Source organism: Chryseobacterium limigenitum, from assembly GCF_900114875.1.
Taxonomy (GTDB): Bacteria; Bacteroidota; Bacteroidia; order Flavobacteriales; family Weeksellaceae; genus Chryseobacterium; species Chryseobacterium limigenitum.
In genome coordinates this window covers 89,003-108,480 of record NZ_FPKW01000014.1, presented here as the reverse complement: position 1 = coordinate 108,480, position 19,478 = coordinate 89,003, and the positions used below count along the sequence as shown (strand labels likewise).

At 34.7% G+C, this 19,478-nt stretch carries 17 protein-coding genes and 3 tRNA genes; 8 read left to right on the top strand and 12 right to left on the bottom strand.

Annotated features, from left to right (window positions below):
* The 4 genes from BT156_RS15880 to BT156_RS15865 form a co-directional block, all read right to left on the bottom strand.
* Window positions 1-221 (bottom strand): ISAon1 family transposase N-terminal region protein (locus BT156_RS15880; protein WP_449384798.1); only part of this gene is annotated, 221 nt, incomplete at its 3' end.
* Window positions 222-418: 197 nt separating this feature from the next.
* A tRNA-Lys gene (locus tag BT156_RS15875) sits at window positions 419-491 on the bottom strand.
* 76 nt (window positions 492-567) lie between these two features.
* Window positions 568-650: transfer RNA gene (locus BT156_RS15870), tRNA-Leu, on the bottom strand.
* A 41-nt stretch (window positions 651-691) separates the two neighbouring features.
* Window positions 692-764, bottom strand: a tRNA-Lys gene (locus tag BT156_RS15865).
* 115 nt (window positions 765-879) lie between these two features.
* Between BT156_RS15865 and BT156_RS15860 the strand changes: the two genes are divergently transcribed.
* Complete coding sequence (locus BT156_RS15860) at window positions 880-1,395, top strand: shikimate kinase (protein ID WP_072411495.1); 516 nt, start codon at window positions 880-882, stop codon at window positions 1,393-1,395.
* On the opposite strand, the gene BT156_RS15855 is transcribed toward BT156_RS15860, so the two are convergent.
* The gene (locus BT156_RS15855; protein WP_072411493.1) at window positions 1,390-1,851 is read right to left on the bottom strand and encodes an RNA-binding S4 domain-containing protein; all 462 of its coding nucleotides are present in this window, start codon (window positions 1,849-1,851) and stop codon (window positions 1,390-1,392) included. The two genes, BT156_RS15860 and BT156_RS15855, sit on opposite strands and share 6 nt — an antisense overlap.
* A gap of 55 nt (window positions 1,852-1,906) precedes the next feature.
* On the opposite strand from BT156_RS15855, the gene BT156_RS15850 reads away from it, so the two are divergent.
* Window positions 1,907-2,650 carry a hypothetical protein gene (locus BT156_RS15850; RefSeq protein ID WP_072411491.1) on the top strand — a complete coding sequence of 248 codons (744 nt, stop codon included), beginning with the start codon at window positions 1,907-1,909 and terminating at the stop codon, window positions 2,648-2,650.
* A gap of 77 nt (window positions 2,651-2,727) precedes the next feature.
* Here BT156_RS15850 and BT156_RS15845 read toward each other — a convergent pair whose 3' ends face one another.
* The 3 genes from BT156_RS15845 to BT156_RS15835 form a co-directional block, all read right to left on the bottom strand.
* Window positions 2,728-4,245 carry an FMN-binding glutamate synthase family protein gene (locus BT156_RS15845; RefSeq protein ID WP_072411489.1) on the bottom strand — a complete coding sequence of 506 codons (1,518 nt, stop codon included), beginning with the start codon at window positions 4,243-4,245 and terminating at the stop codon, window positions 2,728-2,730.
* A 54-nt stretch (window positions 4,246-4,299) separates the two neighbouring features.
* A complete protein-coding gene (gene mtaB, locus BT156_RS15840; RefSeq protein ID WP_072411487.1) occupies window positions 4,300-5,646 on the bottom strand; it encodes a tRNA (N(6)-L-threonylcarbamoyladenosine(37)-C(2))-methylthiotransferase MtaB in 1,347 nt (448 codons plus the stop codon).
* A 67-nt stretch (window positions 5,647-5,713) separates the two neighbouring features.
* The gene (locus tag BT156_RS15835) at window positions 5,714-6,304 is read right to left on the bottom strand and encodes a DUF1572 family protein (protein WP_072411485.1); all 591 of its coding nucleotides are present in this window, start codon (window positions 6,302-6,304) and stop codon (window positions 5,714-5,716) included.
* Between the two features lie 59 nt (window positions 6,305-6,363).
* On the opposite strand from BT156_RS15835, the gene BT156_RS15830 reads away from it, so the two are divergent.
* The gene (locus tag BT156_RS15830) at window positions 6,364-6,723 is read left to right on the top strand and encodes a nuclear transport factor 2 family protein (RefSeq protein WP_139255499.1); all 360 of its coding nucleotides are present in this window, start codon (window positions 6,364-6,366) and stop codon (window positions 6,721-6,723) included.
* Window positions 6,724-6,769: 46 nt separating this feature from the next.
* On the opposite strand, the gene BT156_RS15825 is transcribed toward BT156_RS15830, so the two are convergent.
* Both BT156_RS15825 and BT156_RS15820 read right to left on the bottom strand, forming a co-directional pair.
* Window positions 6,770-8,875 carry a T9SS type B sorting domain-containing protein gene (locus tag BT156_RS15825; RefSeq protein WP_072411481.1) on the bottom strand — a complete coding sequence of 702 codons (2,106 nt, stop codon included), beginning with the start codon at window positions 8,873-8,875 and terminating at the stop codon, window positions 6,770-6,772.
* A gap of 159 nt (window positions 8,876-9,034) precedes the next feature.
* The gene (locus BT156_RS15820; RefSeq protein ID WP_072411479.1) at window positions 9,035-9,832 is read right to left on the bottom strand and encodes a hypothetical protein; all 798 of its coding nucleotides are present in this window, start codon (window positions 9,830-9,832) and stop codon (window positions 9,035-9,037) included.
* Between the two features lie 204 nt (window positions 9,833-10,036).
* Here BT156_RS15820 and glgP point away from each other — a divergent pair, with 204 nt between their 5' ends.
* Window positions 10,037-11,701 carry an alpha-glucan family phosphorylase gene (gene glgP, locus BT156_RS15815; RefSeq protein WP_072411477.1) on the top strand — a complete coding sequence of 555 codons (1,665 nt, stop codon included), beginning with the start codon at window positions 10,037-10,039 and terminating at the stop codon, window positions 11,699-11,701.
* Between the two features lie 174 nt (window positions 11,702-11,875).
* Here glgP and BT156_RS15810 read toward each other — a convergent pair whose 3' ends face one another.
* A complete protein-coding gene (locus BT156_RS15810; RefSeq protein WP_072411475.1) occupies window positions 11,876-12,058 on the bottom strand; it encodes a DUF6496 domain-containing protein in 183 nt (60 codons plus the stop codon).
* A gap of 11 nt (window positions 12,059-12,069) precedes the next feature.
* Window positions 12,070-12,543, bottom strand: coding sequence for a hypothetical protein (locus BT156_RS15805; RefSeq protein WP_072411473.1), 474 nt, complete (start codon window positions 12,541-12,543; stop codon window positions 12,070-12,072).
* A 213-nt stretch (window positions 12,544-12,756) separates the two neighbouring features.
* On the opposite strand from BT156_RS15805, the gene BT156_RS15800 reads away from it, so the two are divergent.
* From BT156_RS15800 to BT156_RS15785, 4 genes are all read left to right on the top strand, one after another.
* Window positions 12,757-13,938: a hypothetical protein gene (locus tag BT156_RS15800; protein WP_072411471.1), complete on the top strand. Its 1,182-nt coding sequence runs from the start codon at window positions 12,757-12,759 to the stop codon at window positions 13,936-13,938.
* Window positions 13,939-13,944: 6 nt separating this feature from the next.
* The gene (locus tag BT156_RS15795; protein ID WP_072411469.1) at window positions 13,945-15,333 is read left to right on the top strand and encodes a hypothetical protein; all 1,389 of its coding nucleotides are present in this window, start codon (window positions 13,945-13,947) and stop codon (window positions 15,331-15,333) included.
* Between the two features lie 132 nt (window positions 15,334-15,465).
* Window positions 15,466-17,595: a S9 family peptidase gene (locus BT156_RS15790; protein ID WP_072411468.1), complete on the top strand. Its 2,130-nt coding sequence runs from the start codon at window positions 15,466-15,468 to the stop codon at window positions 17,593-17,595.
* A gap of 149 nt (window positions 17,596-17,744) precedes the next feature.
* Window positions 17,745-19,400, top strand: a complete 1,656-nt coding sequence (locus BT156_RS15785; protein WP_072411467.1) for a peptide MFS transporter — start codon at window positions 17,745-17,747, stop codon at window positions 19,398-19,400.
* Window positions 19,401-19,478 lie beyond the last annotated feature (78 nt).

The window sequence follows — 19,478 nt, the reverse complement described above, 5'->3', positions numbered from 1 at the left end:
AGTTTTACTGTTTTTCCACGAAGAGGAAAATCGTCAACGCTAATTTCCGGAACAAAACCTTTTGACTGCAATAACAGAGACGAAAACTCTTTCGGAGCTGTATTTTTCTCGTCAAAATAGATGTGGAGGATTTTATTTTCTTCCTCAAATTTTACAATCTCAAAATGCTCAATCAAGAGTTCAGGTAAAAATAATTTGAGGAGTTCGGCATCGTTTAACATTCCACAAAATTAGCAATATTTTTTTCCTCCCCAACTTTTGAGATTGATCCGTTTATTATTGATGAAATTCTAAGATTAATTTAAAAAATTGATTTAGCTTTAATATATATAAAAAATCAAAGGCCACCGTTAGGAAGCCTTTGAACACCAAATCACAAAATATTAATATGAAAAAAATTTACTTTTCAGTAAACTTGTGACCCGGCTGGGATTCGAACCCAGGACCCATACATTAAAAGTGTATTGCTCTACCAGCTGAGCTACCGAGTCGGTCACTAAATTTTAAGATTGCAAAAGTATGAAAAATAATTCACATCTTAAAATAAAATTTCAATTTTCTTTGCAGTGCCTGCGACTGGATTCGAACCAGCACATCCTTAGGAAACCACCCCCTCAAGATGGCGTGTCTACCAATTTCACCACGCAGGCTAAAAAGAATTACAAAAATCTAGTAATCATTTTTTCGCTTGTGACCCGGCTGGGATTCGAACCCAGGACCCATACATTAAAAGTGTATTGCTCTACCAGCTGAGCTACCGAGTCGGTCACTTTATTATCAAGTTTTGTTGTGAGTAACGTCCCTTGTTTTGAGTGGTGCAAAGATATAGCTTTTTTTTATTTCTCAAAACTTTTTCGCAAATTTGTTTAAAATAAATTCATGATAATTTCACTGGTAGGATACATGGGAAGTGGCAAATCTCACATTTCCAAAATATTAAGCGAGAAAATAAATTTTAAATTAATTGACCTAGATAAAGAGATTTCTAGGCGAAATAAATTAACCATTCCTGAAATATTCGAAAAAAAGGGAGAAATCTACTTTAGAAAGCTGGAAAGAGAAACTTTGGAAGAGCTCCTGGCTACGGAAGAAAATCTTGTTTTAAGCCTGGGCGGAGGGACTCCTGTTTATTACAACAATATGGAAATTGTTAATCTTAACTCTAAGAGTGTATTTTTAAGAGCTTCGATTAAAACTTTATCAGAAAGGATTTCAAAACAAAAAGAGAAAAGGCCGATAATAGCCAACATTTCGGATGAAAACCTTCCTGAATTTATTGCTAAGCATTTATTCGAAAGAAATGAATTCTACAGCAAAGCACAGTTTAACATCATTACAGATTCGCGAGAACCGGAAGACATCGTTAATGAAATCATTGAAAAATTGTATTTATAAATCTTTTTCATTTTTCTCATCTTCGTTTGTATCATTGGAGTCACCTGTTTCGCCAAAAAAGTCATCCCAGTCTGTAAAATCTCCGGAAATATCATTTCCTGAATATTCATCCATGTCTCGTCTGTCTTTTTTGGTGGGTCTTCCCTCTCCTCTGGTTCTGTAATAATCTTGGGTCATTTTACGCATTTTGAGTATTTCATACTGCTCTTTGTCCGTCATATCCTTGATATGAAGCGGAACCAACTTGGCTCCCATTCTGCTTTTAGGAATCTGGATGACCTTAATTTTGTAATCAATCTGATTTTTACGGATTTTAATAACATCTCCTTCCTTCACTTCTTTAGAAGACTTTACAACCGATTCACCAACGGAAACTCTATTTTTCTTAATCTCCTCAGTAGCAATGGTTCTGGTTTTATAAAAACGAATGCTCCATAAAAATTTATCTATTCTCATAATTTTTTATACTTTTGTCGTTATATTATTTGTAAAGTAATCAAAGTTTTTTGAAATGAAAAAAATATTTTTATATATCCTTGCGGGATCACTGTGCTTTTCTGCTTGTAAAAAGGATGATGATGTTGAAACTTATGTAGAACCAGAAGACATCGCAGTACAAAACACCTATGACGACCAGTCTATTGATAAGTTTTTAGATGCTAATTATTTGGATACACAAGGAAATATAAAAGCTTTCAGCGCAACAGATACAGCTGATGATCATCAAACAAAACTAAGTGCTATGATTCCTGCTCCTGTAAAATTGCCTTCAGGTGTCGTTTATATCGTAAAAGCTAATGCACAACCTACAACAGGTACAACAATTGGCGCTACGGATATTACCAGAACGATGATGAGAGCTAGAACTTATCTTGCTGCCAACACAGATGGAAATGTTGCTTTCATCTCAGGGACTGATATGACAGGATACAATACAATTGACGGGTCTGGTTCGCCTGTAGTAGATCCAAAGTTTTACTATATTGATCCACTAACCGATCCTTTAATAACTCAAGCAACAACTGATGCTGCAAAACAACCAAGTTATTACGTAATTGAAGGTTATAACGAGGCTTTACAAAAATTTAAGGCTTTTGATCAAACTGATGGTTCTCCTTATAACTTACAAGGTGTAATCATTGTTCCTTCCAGAGCGGCTTTTGCAAGGGATGCTCACTATAATTACAGTGGTTATTCGTTCAGAAACAGAACGTTTGTTTTCAACTTCCAGGTTTATAAAACGACTGCTAGATAAGAATATTCAATCTATAAAATAACAAACCCGCTATGAAATTCGTAGCGGGTTTTATTTTGAAATTACTTTTTGATAGTTTAAAATCTCGCTTTCTGCTTAACATTCCCCAAAATATCAGGGAAATAAAGGTCTGCCAGATGATCAAATTCATCACCTCTCATAAACATTGTGGCATCAACTTCTTCATAAGAACTTTTTCCTGCTGCTGCAATCAACTCATTACAAGTGTGAAGTGTATTCTTATGAAAATGATATACTCTTTCTGCTTTATCCGTAACATCAAGACCTTTAATTAACATTTTATCCTGTGTTGCAACTCCCGTCGGACATTTATTGTTATTACATCTCAACGCCTGAATACAGCCTAAAGAAAACATAAATCCTCTCGCATTATTACACATATCTGCACCCATTGCAACGGCTCTCAGAATATCTAAACTTGTTAAGACTTTTCCACTGGCAATGACTCTTAATTTATCTCTTACATTATAGCTGTTCAGGGTTCTGTTAATAAAGATCAGAGCAGGTTCTAAAGGCATTCCTACTCCATCAGAAAATTCCGGTGGTGCAGCTCCTGTTCCTCCTTCTGCGCCATCAATGGTGATGAAATCAGGATAGATTTTAAGAACATTCATCTGAACGCAGATATCTTCAAATTCTTTAGTATCCCCGATACACAATTTAAATCCAACAGGTTTTCCTCCGGAAAGTTCTCTTAATTGCTGTACAAACCTCAACAAGCCTGCTGCATTAGAAAAAGCTGAATGTGAAGGCGGAGAAATAATCGTCATTCCCGGTGTGACGTGACGGATTTTTGCAATTTCAGGGGTATTTTTTACTCCCGGTAAAACTCCACCGTGACCTGGTTTTGCACCTTGAGATAATTTAATTTCAATCATCTTTACGTTCGGAAGATTGGAATATTTTGTAAATAATTCAGGGTTAAATTTACCCTCATCATCTCTACATCCAAAATATCCCGTCCCAATTTGCCAGCAAAGGTCACCTCCTTCCAAATGGTGGGGAGAAATCCCTCCTTCACCTGTATTATGGTAAAAATTCCCTTTTTTAGCACCTCTATTTAAAGAAATTTGAGCTCTGTCACTCAGTGCCCCGAAACTCATTGCCGAAATATTAAATAATGAAGCGTGATAAGGCTGCGAGCACTGCTCCCCTCCTACCCAAACTCTAGGAAGTTCTTCTACGGGAGATTTAGCATAAATGGAATGCTTAATTCCTTCATATTTTCTGTGATTAACTTCTAACTGAGTTCCAAAAGGCACCGTATCACTCAAGTTTTTAGCACGTCTGTATACTGCGGAACGTTGATTTCTTGGAAAAGGTTTCCCGTCAGTCTCTCTTTCGATAAAATATTGCTGCATTTCAGGCGAAATACTCTCGAAAAAGTATCGAAAATACCCCACAACAGGAAAGTTTCTTAAAATAGCGTGTTTCGACTGATAGGCGTTGTATACGCCTAATGCATAGAACGCAGACAACGAAATTGGTATCCAATAATCTGCCCTGATTAGTAAAGCTACAATCCATGCAACAATTACTAATACAATTCCCCAAGATAAAAACTTATCTCTCATAGAATGTAATATTTAAAAGTTAAAAATAAATTTAGTAGAAATTTTGCAAAGAGACTACGCTTTTGCTAAAAAACTTTCATAAGAAGATTGCACAGAAACCGTGCCATCTGACAGGATTTTTTCTAAATTCAGAAATTCTATCTGGTTTACAGACGCTTGGTCAAAATCTTTTTGCACTCGCACATAATTTTCTGTGAAGCCAAACATTTTGCCATCCTTATTTTCATGCTCCCAAAGAACAGGAAGCGTTTTGCCCAATTGTGTTTGATAAAATGCCATCTTTTTCTTTTCAGAAAGGATTCTAAGCATTTTATTACGTTTTTTTCTTTCGGGAACCGGAACAACACCTTCCATACCTACAGCTTCTGTATTTTCTCTTTCAGAATATGTGAAAACGTGTAGATAAGTGATTGGAAGATCATTCAGGAAGTTATAAGTTTCCATGAATTTTTCTTCTGTTTCTCCCGGAAAACCAACGATTACATCAACACCGATAGCCGCATCAGGCATTACCTCACGGATCTTATTGACTCTGTCGTTGTATAATTTTGTTAAATAGCGACGTTTCATTTTTTTCAACAAATCATCGCATCCCGATTGTAACGGAATATGAAAATGCGGAACAAAACTTTTACTTTTAGAAACCAACTCGATACTTTCATCCTTTAAAAGATTCGGTTCGATAGAAGAAATACGGATTCTTTCGATCCCCTCAACCTGATCAAGCTCTGAAATTAAGTCTAAGAAAGTATGTTCGTGTCTTTTGTTTCCAAATTCGCCTTTACCGTAGTCACCAATGTTTACCCCTGTAAGAACGATTTCTTTGATATCTCTCGAAGCAATTTCTTTAGCATTTTTCAGGACATTTTCGATGGTGTCTGAACGGGAAATTCCTCTCGCTAAAGGAATCGTACAATACGTACATTTATAATCGCAACCATCCTGAACTTTCAAAAAAGCTCTGGTTCTGTCACCGATAGAATAACTTCCGATAAAAAAATCAGTTTCTTCAATTTCACAAGAATGTACAACTCCCTCGCTTTCAGATTTTTCTAAATCATCCAAATAGCTTAGGATATTGAATTTTTCTTTGGCTCCAAGAACCAAATCAACGCCGGTAATCTGTGAAATTTCTTCAGGCTTCAACTGCGCATAACATCCAACAATTACTACCAGCCCTTCTGGATTGGCTTTCATTGCTCTTTTTACGTGAAGTTTGCACTCACGGTCTGCGTTTTCAGTTACCGAACAGGTATTGATTACATAAATGTCCGCTCTATCATCAAAACTTACCTTATCATAACCGGCATCTGTTAATTGACGGGCAATAGTAGATGTTTCCGCAAAGTTTAATTTGCAGCCGAGTGTATGAAAAGCGGCAGTTCTATGAAAATGGGACATTGAGTATTCCTTATTTTTTATGGGTGCAAAGATAGTAATTTAAATAAAAACTCTGAATTGATTCAGTCTATTGTTTATATTCGTCTCTCACTTCGCTACTATTTCGAAAGCAAACAGGCGAAGAATTTGAATTAAAATCAGTCTCAGAGAATTTATTTTTCATTTCAGAATTAAATTCCTGTGATTTATTTCTGGCAATGGAAAGTGTTTTCCAATCGTCATTTTTCATCATTTTGGCGATGTAAACTATTTGCCCAATATGATAAGGATAATGTGCCAATTGACGGAAAACCGCATCTACAACCAACTGAGGTTCGCCTCTTATATAAAGTGTAGAATATAAATTTTCATCATTAATTTGGTTTAAAGCATCAAAAAAACATTTCCAGCCTTCTTCCCAAAAATCTACAATCTCTTTTTTAGTTTTAAAATTATTGACAAATTCTTCGTCACGGTTTCGCCAGCTTTTTTCGCCGTCTTCCGTTAAAAAATTCGTCCATCTTGAGAGCATATTTCCTGCAAGATGCTTCACAATAATAGCTATTGAGTTACTTTCTTCATTAAACTGCCAAAAGATCTGCTCCTCAGAAAGTTGCTCAAATGTTTTGTCGCCAAGAGATTTGTAATATTCGAAACGTTTGATGAATAGCTCTTTCATATCATTTAAAATAAAAAACCAAGTTAATAATTTTCGCGTATATTACATAAATGAAAATTATGAATTGTAAGATCAGTCATTTTATGAAGGATTTAAATTCTTTAAAAACAGAACAGCTTGAAAAATGGTTTACTGATGAAAGTATCATCTGGATCCCTCCTTCCAAAGAAATTTCGGGTAAAAACAGAATTTTGGCTTTGTTCAGGGCTATTTTCAGACGTTATGAAAATATCGAATGGCGGGTTTCTGAGATTTTCCCTTTAGGAAACGGAAAATATTTCTACCAAACCAATTCTTTGGGAAATATGTCAGGAAAAGGTATTTATGAAAATGAAATATGTACAATTATCCAGTTTTCAGACTGCGGAAAAATATTATATCTCTCTGATTACTTTAAAGATACAAAAATATTTAATTAAAAAACCATCTCGTGAAAGATGGTTTTATTATGTATTGATAATTTAATTATTCCCGGTTTTTAACCATTACCCATCCGGTATATTTGAACAAGGTATTCTTTTTATCTTTTTCATTCCATGATACTGAATACCAGTAATTTCCTGTAGGAACTTTCTTTCCGCCATTAGTGGTTCCGTCCCATTTATAGCCGTTAAATTTATCAGCCTGGAAAATTTCAGATCCATATCTGTCGAAAATATTGAAGACCAGATTTTGTTTTGAAGCCAATGCAGAATAATCAATCACATCATTTATGCCGTCACTGTTTGGCGTGATGACGTTAATAAGATTCGGAACAACAATCGTAATATTAATCGGTTCACAATCATAAGCATCTTTTACATAAATCATATTATCACCCCTCGGAACATTCGTGAAAATGTTAGAATCCTGCCAAGTGATATTGTCCATTGAATATTTGTATGGAGCAGTTCCGCCCATCACAGAAATCGTAACCTTATTTGTTGAAATATCAACACTGGAAATCACAGGCTGTTCTGAAGCATATACTTTTACTGTTTGAGTTGTGATACAGTCACCTGTCTTAAGCTTAACCCAATACGTTCCAACGCCGACATTGGTAATAGATTGCGTTGTAGCTCCCGTGCTCCATTGATAAGAACTGAATCCTGGCCCTGCATCCAATGTAGTTTTGTCTTCCATACAGATTGTTTTATCTTTTAAAACTGTAGAATAAACGGGAGCTATCACTATTAAAGTAACTTTAGCAATGGCAAAACAACCGTTTCCGTTCGTTACTTTTATATAAACAACACCACTCGGAGCAATATATGCAGCTGCTAATGTGGAAGGAATTTCATTTGTCCCGTTCAATGCATCAGTTAACGATGGATAATACTTTTTGGTAATTCCTCCCTGTGTTGTAACCGAAGCGTTGGTAAGATTAAATAATCCTGTGGAAGGATTGGTTTCAATAAAACAAGATCTCAGCGTTGCATCATTTACCACAACTACCGGGAAAAACTTCAGTGTGATCACCGCAGTTCCGATACATCCGAACTGAGACGTTATTTTTACATACACTGTACCTTCTGCGGCAACATAAGCCGTAAAATTCAGGATTTCATTAGTTCCTGCATTAAGGTCAGTCATTGTAGGATAATATTTCTTAGTCGCGGTAGGATCCCCAAAAACTGCTGCGGTTGTAAGATTAAATGTTCCTAATCCGGCATTGTTATTATTGCAGGTAAATAAATTAACATTAATTCCTGTAATATTTCCCATCTTAAATTTGAATGCACCAACCTGTCGACAGGAATTGATAGGATTTGCAGGGTTTGCGGGATCCAGATAATGAATGCTGTAATAATAAGTAGTCGTTGTATTAACCGTAATTGGCGTTAAAATAGGATTCGTTCCCGAAAGTGCATTATTTTGTGAAGTATGATAACTGATCAGGAAATTCGGATTATTATTAAGAATTCCCGCTGATAAAGTCGTGAAATCAAAAACCGCAGGATTATTACATACAATTACCTCTCTCGGATCCGCCGGATTTGCGGCAGGCATTCCCGGAGCTACAAACGGATGAGGCTGTATTGCCGGATCTGTAAAAGGTGAAGCTAAAGTAGCGGTTCCTCCCCATGTCAAAGCAAATGGAGCCATTGTAGGATTAATCCCATCGACCCAGTTATCAATATATAAATAATAGGTCTGTCCCGGCAGAACATCCAAATATTTGCAGTAAGGCGTTAATGAGCCTCCTGCAGCATTTGTAATCGTGCTTGTCATATTTAATCCTGTAGATGCTCCGACTCCGATAACAGTTGCAGCGTTACAGCGTATTGGCGAACCCAAACTTCCGCAGGCAACATTAGGACCATAAACTGCCCAGTCATAATCCGCCGCAGGATCGTTCGGAACCAGATCAAAAGTAAGAGTTCCTCCTGTAGCAATCGTGAGTTTGTACCATATCGAATTATGTTCACCTGTTGTTAAGCATCCTCCCAAACTTTCATTAACGGCGCCAATTCCGGAAGGAGAATACGTTATACTCGAGTTTCCACAAACCGACAATGCAGATGTACAATCTGCCTGTGAAAAAAAGGTCTGTGAAATAAATAAGAGAAGAAATAGTAGAGTTTTTTTCATATATTTTTTTTCAATGGTTATTAATTTAAATGATTGTAAGACAGTGCATATCAAATATAAACATTTTTCCAATCAATAATAACAATATTCAAAAAAAATAATACATTTAAGTGTGAAAAATTAAAATATATTCATCATTTAAAAAGAAAACAACAATGATTATTTTATACTCGTAATATTTCCGCAAAGATTTTCAAGATGAAATATCTTATGGAAAGGGCTTTTTACTTCATTCAAATGTTCTTTATCCTGAATGAAAGTATACCGTGAAGCAATGGAGTTCATATCAGAAACAATAACCAGCCAACATTCGTCCACAGAAGTGTCGTAGTAAGGAAATTTTTCGTTTTTCTTTTCTATTAACTCTAAAATTTTCTCGGAACAAAGCTCGTCAAACAAATTCATGTTATACTCATGAGTGATGAAAACATTTCTGCGATGAAAAGACTTTCTGATACTTTTTACACAGCCAAAAGGTTTTCCCTTTTTAATACTTTTATAAATATTCAGAATGTTTTCCTCCTGCTCTTCCAGACATTCAAATCTGATATTCGGGTGAAATCCTAAAAAATAAACACCACGATATTTCGTAGTGTCTTCCTGTTCTAATAATATTTCTGCCTGACGGAACATCTTATTAAGATTACTTTCCATCTTCTTCATTTCCAAATGGTTGATAACTTCCGTTAATTCTATCCCGATTTTTTTATCGTTGAATTTTGCGATAAAGTCAGGGCTTTCGCAGGTAAGATCTTCAAATTTAACTTCAGGAAAATGATGCATGAAAGAATTAAGGAGCAAGATCTCGGCTTTCTTCTTATATTTTTCGCGGTCATGAAGCGGAGATTCATCTATCGTACGGTGATACTTCTCCATCGGCTTTTTTTTCAAATGTCGGTTCAGATAGTATAAACTCAGATTTTTGATCAGATCTTCATCGGAAAATACCTTTTTCATGACTTCTTTTTTATTATGTTAAACAACAAATACCCGCTACGATTTCACTAATAAAGTTTTTGATTATCAATTTCTTACACTTAAAGATAAGCAAAAAAACTGTTCAGAAGATGCTTTTAAAAATAATTTATTATATAATTAATGTAGAGTTTATTTTCATAATCAATACATTTGTTTTTCGATTACAAAAAAAAACATTGATGTATGGATTTTAAAAATTTTAAAATGCCGTTTGGTATTAATCCTCAATATTCTAAAAAAGTTGCCTATTTCTCAATGGAATTTGCCCTTGAGCAGGTCTTAAAAATATATTCGGGAGGTTTGGGTTTCTTGGCGGGTTCTCACATGAGAAGTGCTTATAATTTAAAGCAAGACCTTATCGGGATTGGGATTCTCTGGAAGTTTGGATATTATGATCAGGCAAGAAATCATGATCAGACCTTACAGCCGACCTGGACAAAAAAAATGTACAGTTTTCTGGAAGATACAGGAATAAAATTTCAGATCGAAATTCACAGCGCCCCTGTTTGGGTTAAAGTCTGGTATTTAGATCCTGAAATCTTCAATACGGCACCGATGTTTTTCCTTTCAACAGACGTTCCTGAAAATGATCATATTTCTAAAACAATTTCGCACAGATTATACGACGCCAACGAGTCTACAAAGCTTGCACAATACATTTTATTAGGAAAAGGCGGTGCCAAATTGCTGGATGAAATGAATCTTGAAAGAGATACTTACCATCTTAATGAAGCTCACGGACTTCCCGCAGCGTTCCATTTATTGAAAAAATATAAAGGAGATCTTAATAAAGTGAAAGAGAAATTAGTTTTCACGACTCACACGCCTGAAGAAGCCGGAAATGAGAAGCATAACATGAAATTATGTTACGACATGTCTTATTTTTCTGGTTTCAGCATGGAAGAAGTAAAAAGTATTGAAGGTTTTGATGATGACCGTTTCAACCATTCGCTCTGCGCTTTGAAAATGGCAAAAGTTGCCAATGGAGTTTCCCAACTTCACGGGGTTGTTTCCAGAGCAATGTGGAGCAAATATCCGGGAATTTGTGAGATAACTTCAATCACCAACGCTCAGGAATTCAAATACTGGTCGGATAAACCGCTTTATAACTCTAAAGATGAAAACAACGAAATCGTATTTGATTACCGTAAAAAACATCTAAAAAAGAGACTTTTCAAAATTGTTGCAGACCAAACCGGGAATTTATTTAATCCAAATATTTTCACGATTGTCTGGGCGAGAAGATTTGCAGGCTACAAGCGTGCGGACTTGCTTTTACATGATAAAGACAGATTTTATAAATTATTAAATAATCCAAAATATCCTGTACAGATTATCTGGGCCGGAAAGCCTTATCCGATGGATTATTCCGCAATTTCTACTTTCAACACGTTGGTTGAAGAAAGTAAAAATCACAAAAATATGGCGGTTCTTACAGGTTATGAACTTTCATTAAGTAAATCTTTAAAACAAGGTTCTGATCTTTGGTTAAACAATCCAAGAGTTCCAAGAGAAGCTTCCGGAACATCGGGAATGACGGCATCAATGAACGGTTCTGTAAACCTTTCAACAGACGATGGCTGGATCCCGGAATTTGCAAAACACGGAGAAAATTCTTTCGTGGTTCCAAAAGCAGATTATCATAATATGAGTATTTACGAACAGGATAATTATGATCTGAATAAATTATACGAAATCCTTGAAAACGAGATTCTTCCAACCTATTACGACAATCCTAATCAATGGAGAAAAATTCAGCATAACTCGATGAATGATGTTAAAGATCAATTCAATAGCGATAGAATGGCTGATGAATATTATAAAAATCTTTATAATTATAAAGGATAATTTTTAGGTAAATATTCGTTATATAGATGCTTCGACTCCGATTAGCATGACATCTCTAATACTAATTGTTCTTTATTAGCGATTAATTTGCAGCGTTGTCATGCTGAGCGTAGCCGAAGCATCTTTTATATATAAAAAATAGATTTGTGAAATTTACAAACCTATTTTGTTTAACTAATTTTTCTTTTTAGGAACTTTTAAACCTTGTTCTTTGGCTTCAGAAATTCCGATGGCAATCGCCTGTTTTCTGTCCGTCACCTTTTCTCCCGAAGAAGATTTCAGTTTTCCTTCCTTGAATTCGTGCATTACTTCTCCTATTTTTTCCTGAGCTTTATCTGAATATTTTTTTTTGCTCATGATACTATTTTTTAAGATTTTGGCAACGTAACTCCTAATTCATAAACATCAGCATGCTTCAAATATTTTGAACGCTCTCTTGAAGTCACTGATTCTAAATGATCATTTTTGATCACAATAATCGGATCTTCTATATTTTCAATTTCAAAATTGGCAAAATATCTTTCATCAGGGCTCGTTTTATCATTACTCGCCTTTATTTTTTGTAATTCGTCGGCATATTTTCTAAATCCGGGATCAGAAGAATGAATAAACTTATATTCATCACCAGCATAGACATAAAAATGAAGTTTTTTCTCAATAAGTCCGGCTTCATCCGTAATTTGAGGATTATCATTTCCATCTTTAAAAGCGACTTCAACTAAAGTTCCTCCTTTTTTCTGCGCACAGGCTTCAGCATCTTGAAAGCTTGAAAAGCCTGTGTATACAATTTGATCACTCAAAACATAACGGTTAAGTTTCTGATCGTATGCATTCGTTTCCATAATTATTATTTTAAATTGATTGATATGATGATATATCCAATTTTTTTGCCAAACATCATCTATTTCTCTAATATTTATTAAATATTCAAAAATACTATGAAATATGATTGTCACTATGAATTTTAAACCATTTTTGATATATAATTAAAAATTAATTATTTAAATCCATAATATTCATTTAAAGAATTAAATTTGCAGACTAAATTTTACCTTATGAAATTGAATTTTATTTTCTCAATTTTTCTATCATTAACAGCCGTATTGGGTCAGGCGCAAAGAATCGACTCAGAAAACATTTCTTTTCAGATATTAAAAGAACCTGCGAATGCTGTCGAAGCTCAAAACAGAAATTTTTCGGTAGTCGTAAATTCGCCTTACAACATTACAAAAGAAAATGTGGTGGCAGATGCTAAGGCTGATTTCCAAAAAAAGGTAGATAATTACGACCAAAGCGTAGCCGATGCAAAACTTCAGCACGAAGAAAGATTAAAAGAGTACGATCTTGAAGTAAAAAAACTTCAGGAAAAATACAAAATCGAATCTGCAGAATATAACAAACTGAAAACCGTTGAAAAAATTGCGATGAATGCAACTCCTCCGGTTTTGAGAATTCCTTCCCGTCCGCAACTGAATGTACCGCAAAAACCAGTTTATACTGAACCGGATTTAAGAAACGCTTTGATTGTTGACAACAAAGTTCTGGCTTCACAAATCAATATTGACGGCTTTTCAAGAGGCGGAAATTACATCGAAATCTCTGTAAACATGGAAAGAACAAACTTTCAGGATAACGCAGGAAAATCTTTTGCCAACCAACCTACAAAATTGGTTGTAAAGCAAAATGGTACTGTAAAAATCGACAAAACTTTATTCTCAGATTTTGAAGAAATCGCATCAAGCCCAACAAACGAAATTAATTTAAGTGTTCATGAAAAAAATTACCTTCAAAAAGTAATCAATAGAATTAATGACATCCTAGCTGAGAATTTTGCGTATTCAAAAATTATTTCAACTGTAAAATTGGAGAATGTAAAAAATAAAGGAGATTATGATAATTTAGATAAAGCATACATCTACGTAACAACCAATCTTAAAAAAATGCAGGCAAAACCGGATTACGCTCCAAACAAGGCTGCTTTTGAAAACCTAAATAAAGGTGTTGAGATCTGGAAAAGTACTTTATTAAAAATTGATTACAATGATAAAAAAGCAATATACAACGGTAAAATTGCAACGTATCTTTATATGAACTTAATTCGTTTGAATCTTGCATTAGGAAACAAAGCTGAAGCAGAAAAATATTTAAATGAAATGCAGGAACATCTTGTTGACCTTAAATTATCTTGGGATCAAAACAACGAACTCAAAGCTCTTGAACTAAAAATCTATAACTAATATTCCATGAAAAAAACTTTAATCATTTCGCTTACCGTAATTAGCGCTCTTGCTTTCGGGCAGAAGAAATTCGTTTATGGTGACGCTTTCGAATTCAACTCAAAATACGAAAAAGACATCAAATTAGTTCTTTGTGACGACTATAACCAATATGTTTTCAGTGATATTAACGAAGACGGTTACAGCTCGTATCCTCACAAAAAGATTTTCATGAGAAAACTTGATCAGAACGGAAACTTGATCGACACTTATATTAAAGATTACGCCAATAAAACCAATGGCGTTTTGCATAATTATTTAGGTTCTATCCAGACCGGCAACGATCAGTTTGTGATTTTCACAGAAGAAATTGAAACCAAGATCAACAGAAAAGAGATTTTCCAACATGTTTTCAACAGAAAAGATGGAAATTTTACAACGACAAGCGTTGCAAAACTTTTCACAGAAGGCGGAATGAAACAAGGAACAACTTTCCTTAGATTCTCTGAAAACGGAAAATATGTTGCCATTGTAAACGACAGATCTGTATCTAAAAAAACAGCGAACACCATAGACAATATCGTGATCGACCTTTCTACCCTTTCAAAAAAATGGGATAAAGAAATTACTTTAGACACTGAATATTTTGAATCTGACGCTGCAGTTACCAACTCAGGAAGAGTTTTAATTCTTAGAAAATCAACAGGTTGGAAAGAATCTTCTAAATTGGTTTACGTTTCGGCTCAAGGCGAGCAGGATATTGCTTTAAAAGAGAAATTAATTCTAAAAACGTTGACTCCGGTTTCTATTAATGATCAGGATTATTTGGTTTCTTTCGGATATTTTACGGGAGTGAGAATCAACCAAAGTAATTTTGGAGATATGGCGTTCATCAACCTTCAGAACGGAAATATTACGATGAGCGAGGTTTCTGACTTCAGATCAAATACCAATATGTCGGGAGTAGATATTCCTTTGGTTCAGGTTGTAGACGGAAAAGCATTTTTATACGGATTTAATGTAAATAAAACATTACCGCCGTCAACGCCTGCTAACCGCTTCCCTGATCCTATTTATTCTTATGGTCCGGGCAAATGGTTTACTGTAAAATCTGACGGAACTGCCAGTACTACTTCAACTCAAAAACCAGGAAATATAGGGTTTTTCACAAAAGATAATATTAACTATTTTTTCACTGACAGTTACGGTTTCACGCCTTATAAAGCAGGAAGTGATTTCACGGATAAAAGTAAATTTGTAGAATTCCAGAACAGATATACAAGCACTGACCCCAAGATAGGACAACCTATTTTAACTTCTGTGAAATACATTCCGCAGTCTGACCGTGTGATTTTCCTGAGAAAAGTAGGTGACAGTAAATTGCTTACTCAAAGCCTTTATGGTTGGCAGAATTAATAATTTTTATTGATAAATAAACGAAAAGTTGGCAGAAATGTCAACTTTTTTGTTTTAAATAATTCGCCAAACCTCAAACTTCATCTGTAAGATTTAAATATTTTATATATTTGAATTCTTTTAAAATTAGAAATGAAAAAATTCTTACTAACGCTTACAGTTGCCGCTGTATTTCAAAGTTTATCCGCACAGGAAATCACTTTAGATAAAATATATTCAGGATATTACCGCGGAAAAGGCATTGCCGGAATCACTTCCATGAAAAACGGTGAAAATTATTTAGTTATCGAACAAGGTGGAATTGCCAAATATTCTTACAAAACTTCTCAAAAAGAAGGAAATATTGTTGACGGACAATTCCAAAGCTATGAGTTTTCTGATGATGAGTCTAAAATCCTTTTGCTAAAGGAAAGTCAGCCCATTTACAGACATTCTTTTTTAGGAACTTTTGATGTTAAAGATTTAAAATCAGGAAAAGTTATCCGTTTAAATAACGGAAAACCTATTCAGGAACCAAGATTTTCTCCTGATGCAACCAAAGTAGCTTTTATCGTTGATAACAATTTATTTTATCAGGATTTAAGTTCAGAAAAAATTACACAAATCACTGAACACGGCGTTAAAAATAAAATATTAAACGGTCTTGCAGACTGGGTGTATGAAGAAGAATTCGGGCACGCAAGATTATATGAATGGACAAAAAATTCTGATGCCATTCTTTTCGTTAAATTAGATGAAACTGAAGTTCCGGAAATCTATATTCCAATCTATGGAAAATCTTTGTATCCGCAGGAAATGCGTTACAAATATCCGAAAGCGGGAGAAAAAAACTCTGTTGTTTCTGCTCACATTTATCAGTTAAGTGATGGTAAAAAAACGAGAGTTAATTTAGATAGTTTTAAACATTATTATATTCCGAACGTGATTCAGACAGCAAAACCGGACGAAATTGTTCTGATAACTTCTGACAGAATTCAAAATGCTTCTGATGTTTTAAAAGTGAATACAAAAACGGGAGCCGTTCAGAAATTATTCACGGAAACTGATGAAAAGTGGATCGATACAGACAGTCCGACATTGGAATTTTTAGAAGATAATTCTTTCCTTTGGGGTTCTGAAAGAGACGGAAACCGTCATTTATACTGGTACGACAAAGATGGAAAACTTAAAAAACAGGTTACAAAAGGAAACTGGGAAGTAACCGATTATTATGGATTTAATCCAAAATCAAAAGAAATTTACGTTCAGACAACTGAAAAAGGAAGCATTAATAAAGTGGTTTCTAAAGTTAATATTGAAAACGGAAAATCTCAGTTGCTCTCAAACGGAGACGGAAATAATTCTGCAAGTTTCAGTAAAAACTATAATTATTTTATTGAAACATCTTCTACAGCGGCAAAACCTTTCACTTATGTTTTAAAAGACGGAAATGGTAAAGTTGTAAAAGAACTTCAAAACAATAATGATCAGCTTCAAAAATTAAAGTCTGATAATTTTGTTGAAAAAGAATTCATCACGATTCCAAACGAAGCCGGAGATCAGATGAATGCATGGATTATTAAACCTAAAAACTTTGATAAAAATAAGAAATATCCATTATTCATGTTCCAATATTCAGGTCCGGGCTCTCAACAAGTTGCCAATTCTTGGGACAACGGAAACGCAATGTGGTTTGAAATGCTGGCACAAAAAGGTTACGTTATAGCTTGTGTAGACGGACGTGGAACAGGCTACAAAGGTGCTAAATTCAAGAAAGTTACGTACATGAATTTAGGAAAATACGAAATTGAAGATCAGATTACTGCTGCAAAATGGTTTGGAAACCAATCTTACATCGATAAAACCAGAATCGGAATGTTTGGATGGAGTTTCGGAGGTTATATGACGAGTTTGGCAATGACCAAAGGAGCTGATGTTTTCAAAATGGGAATCGCGGTTGCACCTGTTACCAACTGGAGATATTATGACTCAGTTTACACAGAAAGATTCATGAGAACGCCTCAGGAAAATGCTGATGGTTATGATAAAAACTCTCCTACTGAATACGCTAATTTATTAAAAGGAAAATTCCTATTAATTCACGGAACAGCTGATGATAACGTACATTTCCAAAATTCTATGGAATTTTCAGAAGCGTTGATTCAAAACAAGAAACAGTTTGATTTCATGGCTTATCCAGACAAAAACCACGGAATTTTTGGTGGACAGACAAGACCGCAATTGTATCAGAAAATGACTGATTTTATCTTGGAAAATTTATAAAGACCAAAAAAATATATCTAAAACAGAATCCCTTTCAATTTTTGAGAGGGATTTTTTATATTCATTTCATAAATCGGTTTCATAAAACTTTATTTATTTTATCAATTAAAATTAAAAAGCTATTTTTGGGAAAATTGAAATTTGAACATATGAAGACTAAACATCCTAAAGGGTTGCCTTTCCTCTTCTTTACTGAAATGTGGGAGCGTTTCGGGTACTATTTAATTCTCGGAATTTTTGTGCTTTACGTTATTGAACCTACCGGAATGAAGGGCGGTCTCGGACTTCCTGACAAAACCGCAGACGATATTTTCGGAACTTATATTGCTTTGACTTATTTAACTCCTTTCATCGGAGGATTTTTGGCGGATAGAGTTTTAGGATACATTAAATCCATTTATTTGGGGGGAATCTTAATGGCAGCCGGATACATCGGGATGGGAGTTTTTAAAGAACTTCCTTTGTTTTACGGATCTTTAGCATTAATTATTATCGGAAACGGCTTCTTTAAACCAACGATTTCTACATTACTAGGAAATTTATATTCTGAAGAACCTTATAAAGCGAATAAAGATTCCGGATACAATATTTTTTACATGGGAATCAATATTGGAGCGTTTATTTGCAACATTATTGCTGCTTTTATGCGTAATAAATTCGGTTGGGGTGAAGCATTCATCACTGCAGGGGTCGGAATGTTAATCGGAATGGTCATTTTTACCATCGGTAGAAAACATTACATTCATGCAGCTCAGATGAAACCTGTTCAGGAAGGTGATACCAAGCTTTCTGAAATTTTGCTTAAAGTTTTTCTTCCAGCAATTATCGCAGGGGTAATCGGATGGTTTATTCCTGGCAATATCTTTGGAAGCGATAGTACAGATGCATTTATTTTCGCGTGTATTCCTGTTATTTACTTTTATGCTTCACTATACTTTAAAGCTAAACCTGCAGAAAAAGCCTCTATCGGAGCTCTTTTATCTGTGTTTATGATCAGTATGTTCTTTTGGGCGGTTTTTAAACAAAACGGAACAGCTTTAACGAGATGGGCTAATTATTACACCGACAGAAGTGTTCCTGTGTCATTAGAAAAACCATTAGAAAACATTTACATGGTAGAAGGAAAAAGCTTTGAAGACAAAGATGTTCCTGTTTATAATGATCAATATCAGTCTCAAAAAGATAAAGATGGGAAACCACTTAAAGAAGTTGGAAAAGATATTTATTTTAAAAATATTTCTCCCGAACAGAAAGCTGAACTGGAAAAGAATCCCGAAAAAAAGGTCTTCTTATATAATACAGAGCTCTTTCAATCCATCAATCCGTTTTGGGTAATTGCGCTGACGCCTGTTGTCGTAGGATTCTGGGCTTTATTAAGAAGAAAAGGAAAAGAACCTTTGACCCCAACAAAAATTGTCTTAGGATTATTTATTTCAGCATTATCTTGTCTGGTCATGGTATTGGCAGTAATGGCTGGAGAAAACGGAGCCGTAAAAGTCTCATCATTATGGCTGGTTGCCGGATATGGAGTAATCACAATTGGAGAACTTTGTCTTTCACCCATGGGATTATCTTTTGTGTCTAAGCTTTCTCCTGCAAGATTAACAGCATTAATGATGGGAGGTTTCTTCTTGGCAAACTCTGTAGGAAATAAGCTTTCAGGGATTTTAGCAAGTACCTGGTACAATTATGATAACAAAGTAAATTATTTCCTAGTTAATTTCGCTTTGTTGATATTTGCTACACTTTTAGGCTTATCAATGCTGAAAAGATTAAACAAAATCATGAAAGAAAAAGGACATTAATCCTTATCTTCATAAAGAATATCAAAGCTGTAGACTCGTTCCGCAGCTTTTTTCTTTAAATATAAAATTAAAACCTTG

Excerpts from the sequence above, each read along its gene's own strand:
- BT156_RS15860 (WP_072411495.1), top strand. The coding sequence starts at position 880 with ATGATAATTTCACTGGTAGGATACATGGGAAGTGGCAAATCTCACATT.
- BT156_RS15855 (WP_072411493.1), bottom strand. The coding sequence starts at position 1,851 with ATGAGAATAGATAAATTTTTATGGAGCATTCGTTTTTATAAAACCAGA.
- BT156_RS15850 (WP_072411491.1), top strand. The coding sequence starts at position 1,907 with ATGAAAAAAATATTTTTATATATCCTTGCGGGATCACTGTGCTTTTCT.
- BT156_RS15845 (WP_072411489.1), bottom strand. The coding sequence starts at position 4,245 with ATGAGAGATAAGTTTTTATCTTGGGGAATTGTATTAGTAATTGTTGCA.
- mtaB (WP_072411487.1), bottom strand. The coding sequence starts at position 5,646 with ATGTCCCATTTTCATAGAACTGCCGCTTTTCATACACTCGGCTGCAAA.
- BT156_RS15835 (WP_072411485.1), bottom strand. The coding sequence starts at position 6,304 with ATGAAAGAGCTATTCATCAAACGTTTCGAATATTACAAATCTCTTGGC.
- BT156_RS15830 (WP_139255499.1), top strand. The coding sequence starts at position 6,364 with ATGAATTGTAAGATCAGTCATTTTATGAAGGATTTAAATTCTTTAAAA.
- BT156_RS15825 (WP_072411481.1), bottom strand. The coding sequence starts at position 8,875 with ATGAAAAAAACTCTACTATTTCTTCTCTTATTTATTTCACAGACCTTT.
- BT156_RS15820 (WP_072411479.1), bottom strand. The coding sequence starts at position 9,832 with ATGAAAAAGGTATTTTCCGATGAAGATCTGATCAAAAATCTGAGTTTA.
- glgP (WP_072411477.1), top strand. The coding sequence starts at position 10,037 with ATGGATTTTAAAAATTTTAAAATGCCGTTTGGTATTAATCCTCAATAT.
- BT156_RS15810 (WP_072411475.1), bottom strand. The coding sequence starts at position 12,058 with ATGAGCAAAAAAAAATATTCAGATAAAGCTCAGGAAAAAATAGGAGAA.
- BT156_RS15805 (WP_072411473.1), bottom strand. The coding sequence starts at position 12,543 with ATGGAAACGAATGCATACGATCAGAAACTTAACCGTTATGTTTTGAGT.
- BT156_RS15800 (WP_072411471.1), top strand. The coding sequence starts at position 12,757 with ATGAAATTGAATTTTATTTTCTCAATTTTTCTATCATTAACAGCCGTA.
- BT156_RS15795 (WP_072411469.1), top strand. The coding sequence starts at position 13,945 with ATGAAAAAAACTTTAATCATTTCGCTTACCGTAATTAGCGCTCTTGCT.
- BT156_RS15790 (WP_072411468.1), top strand. The coding sequence starts at position 15,466 with ATGAAAAAATTCTTACTAACGCTTACAGTTGCCGCTGTATTTCAAAGT.
- BT156_RS15785 (WP_072411467.1), top strand. The coding sequence starts at position 17,745 with ATGAAGACTAAACATCCTAAAGGGTTGCCTTTCCTCTTCTTTACTGAA.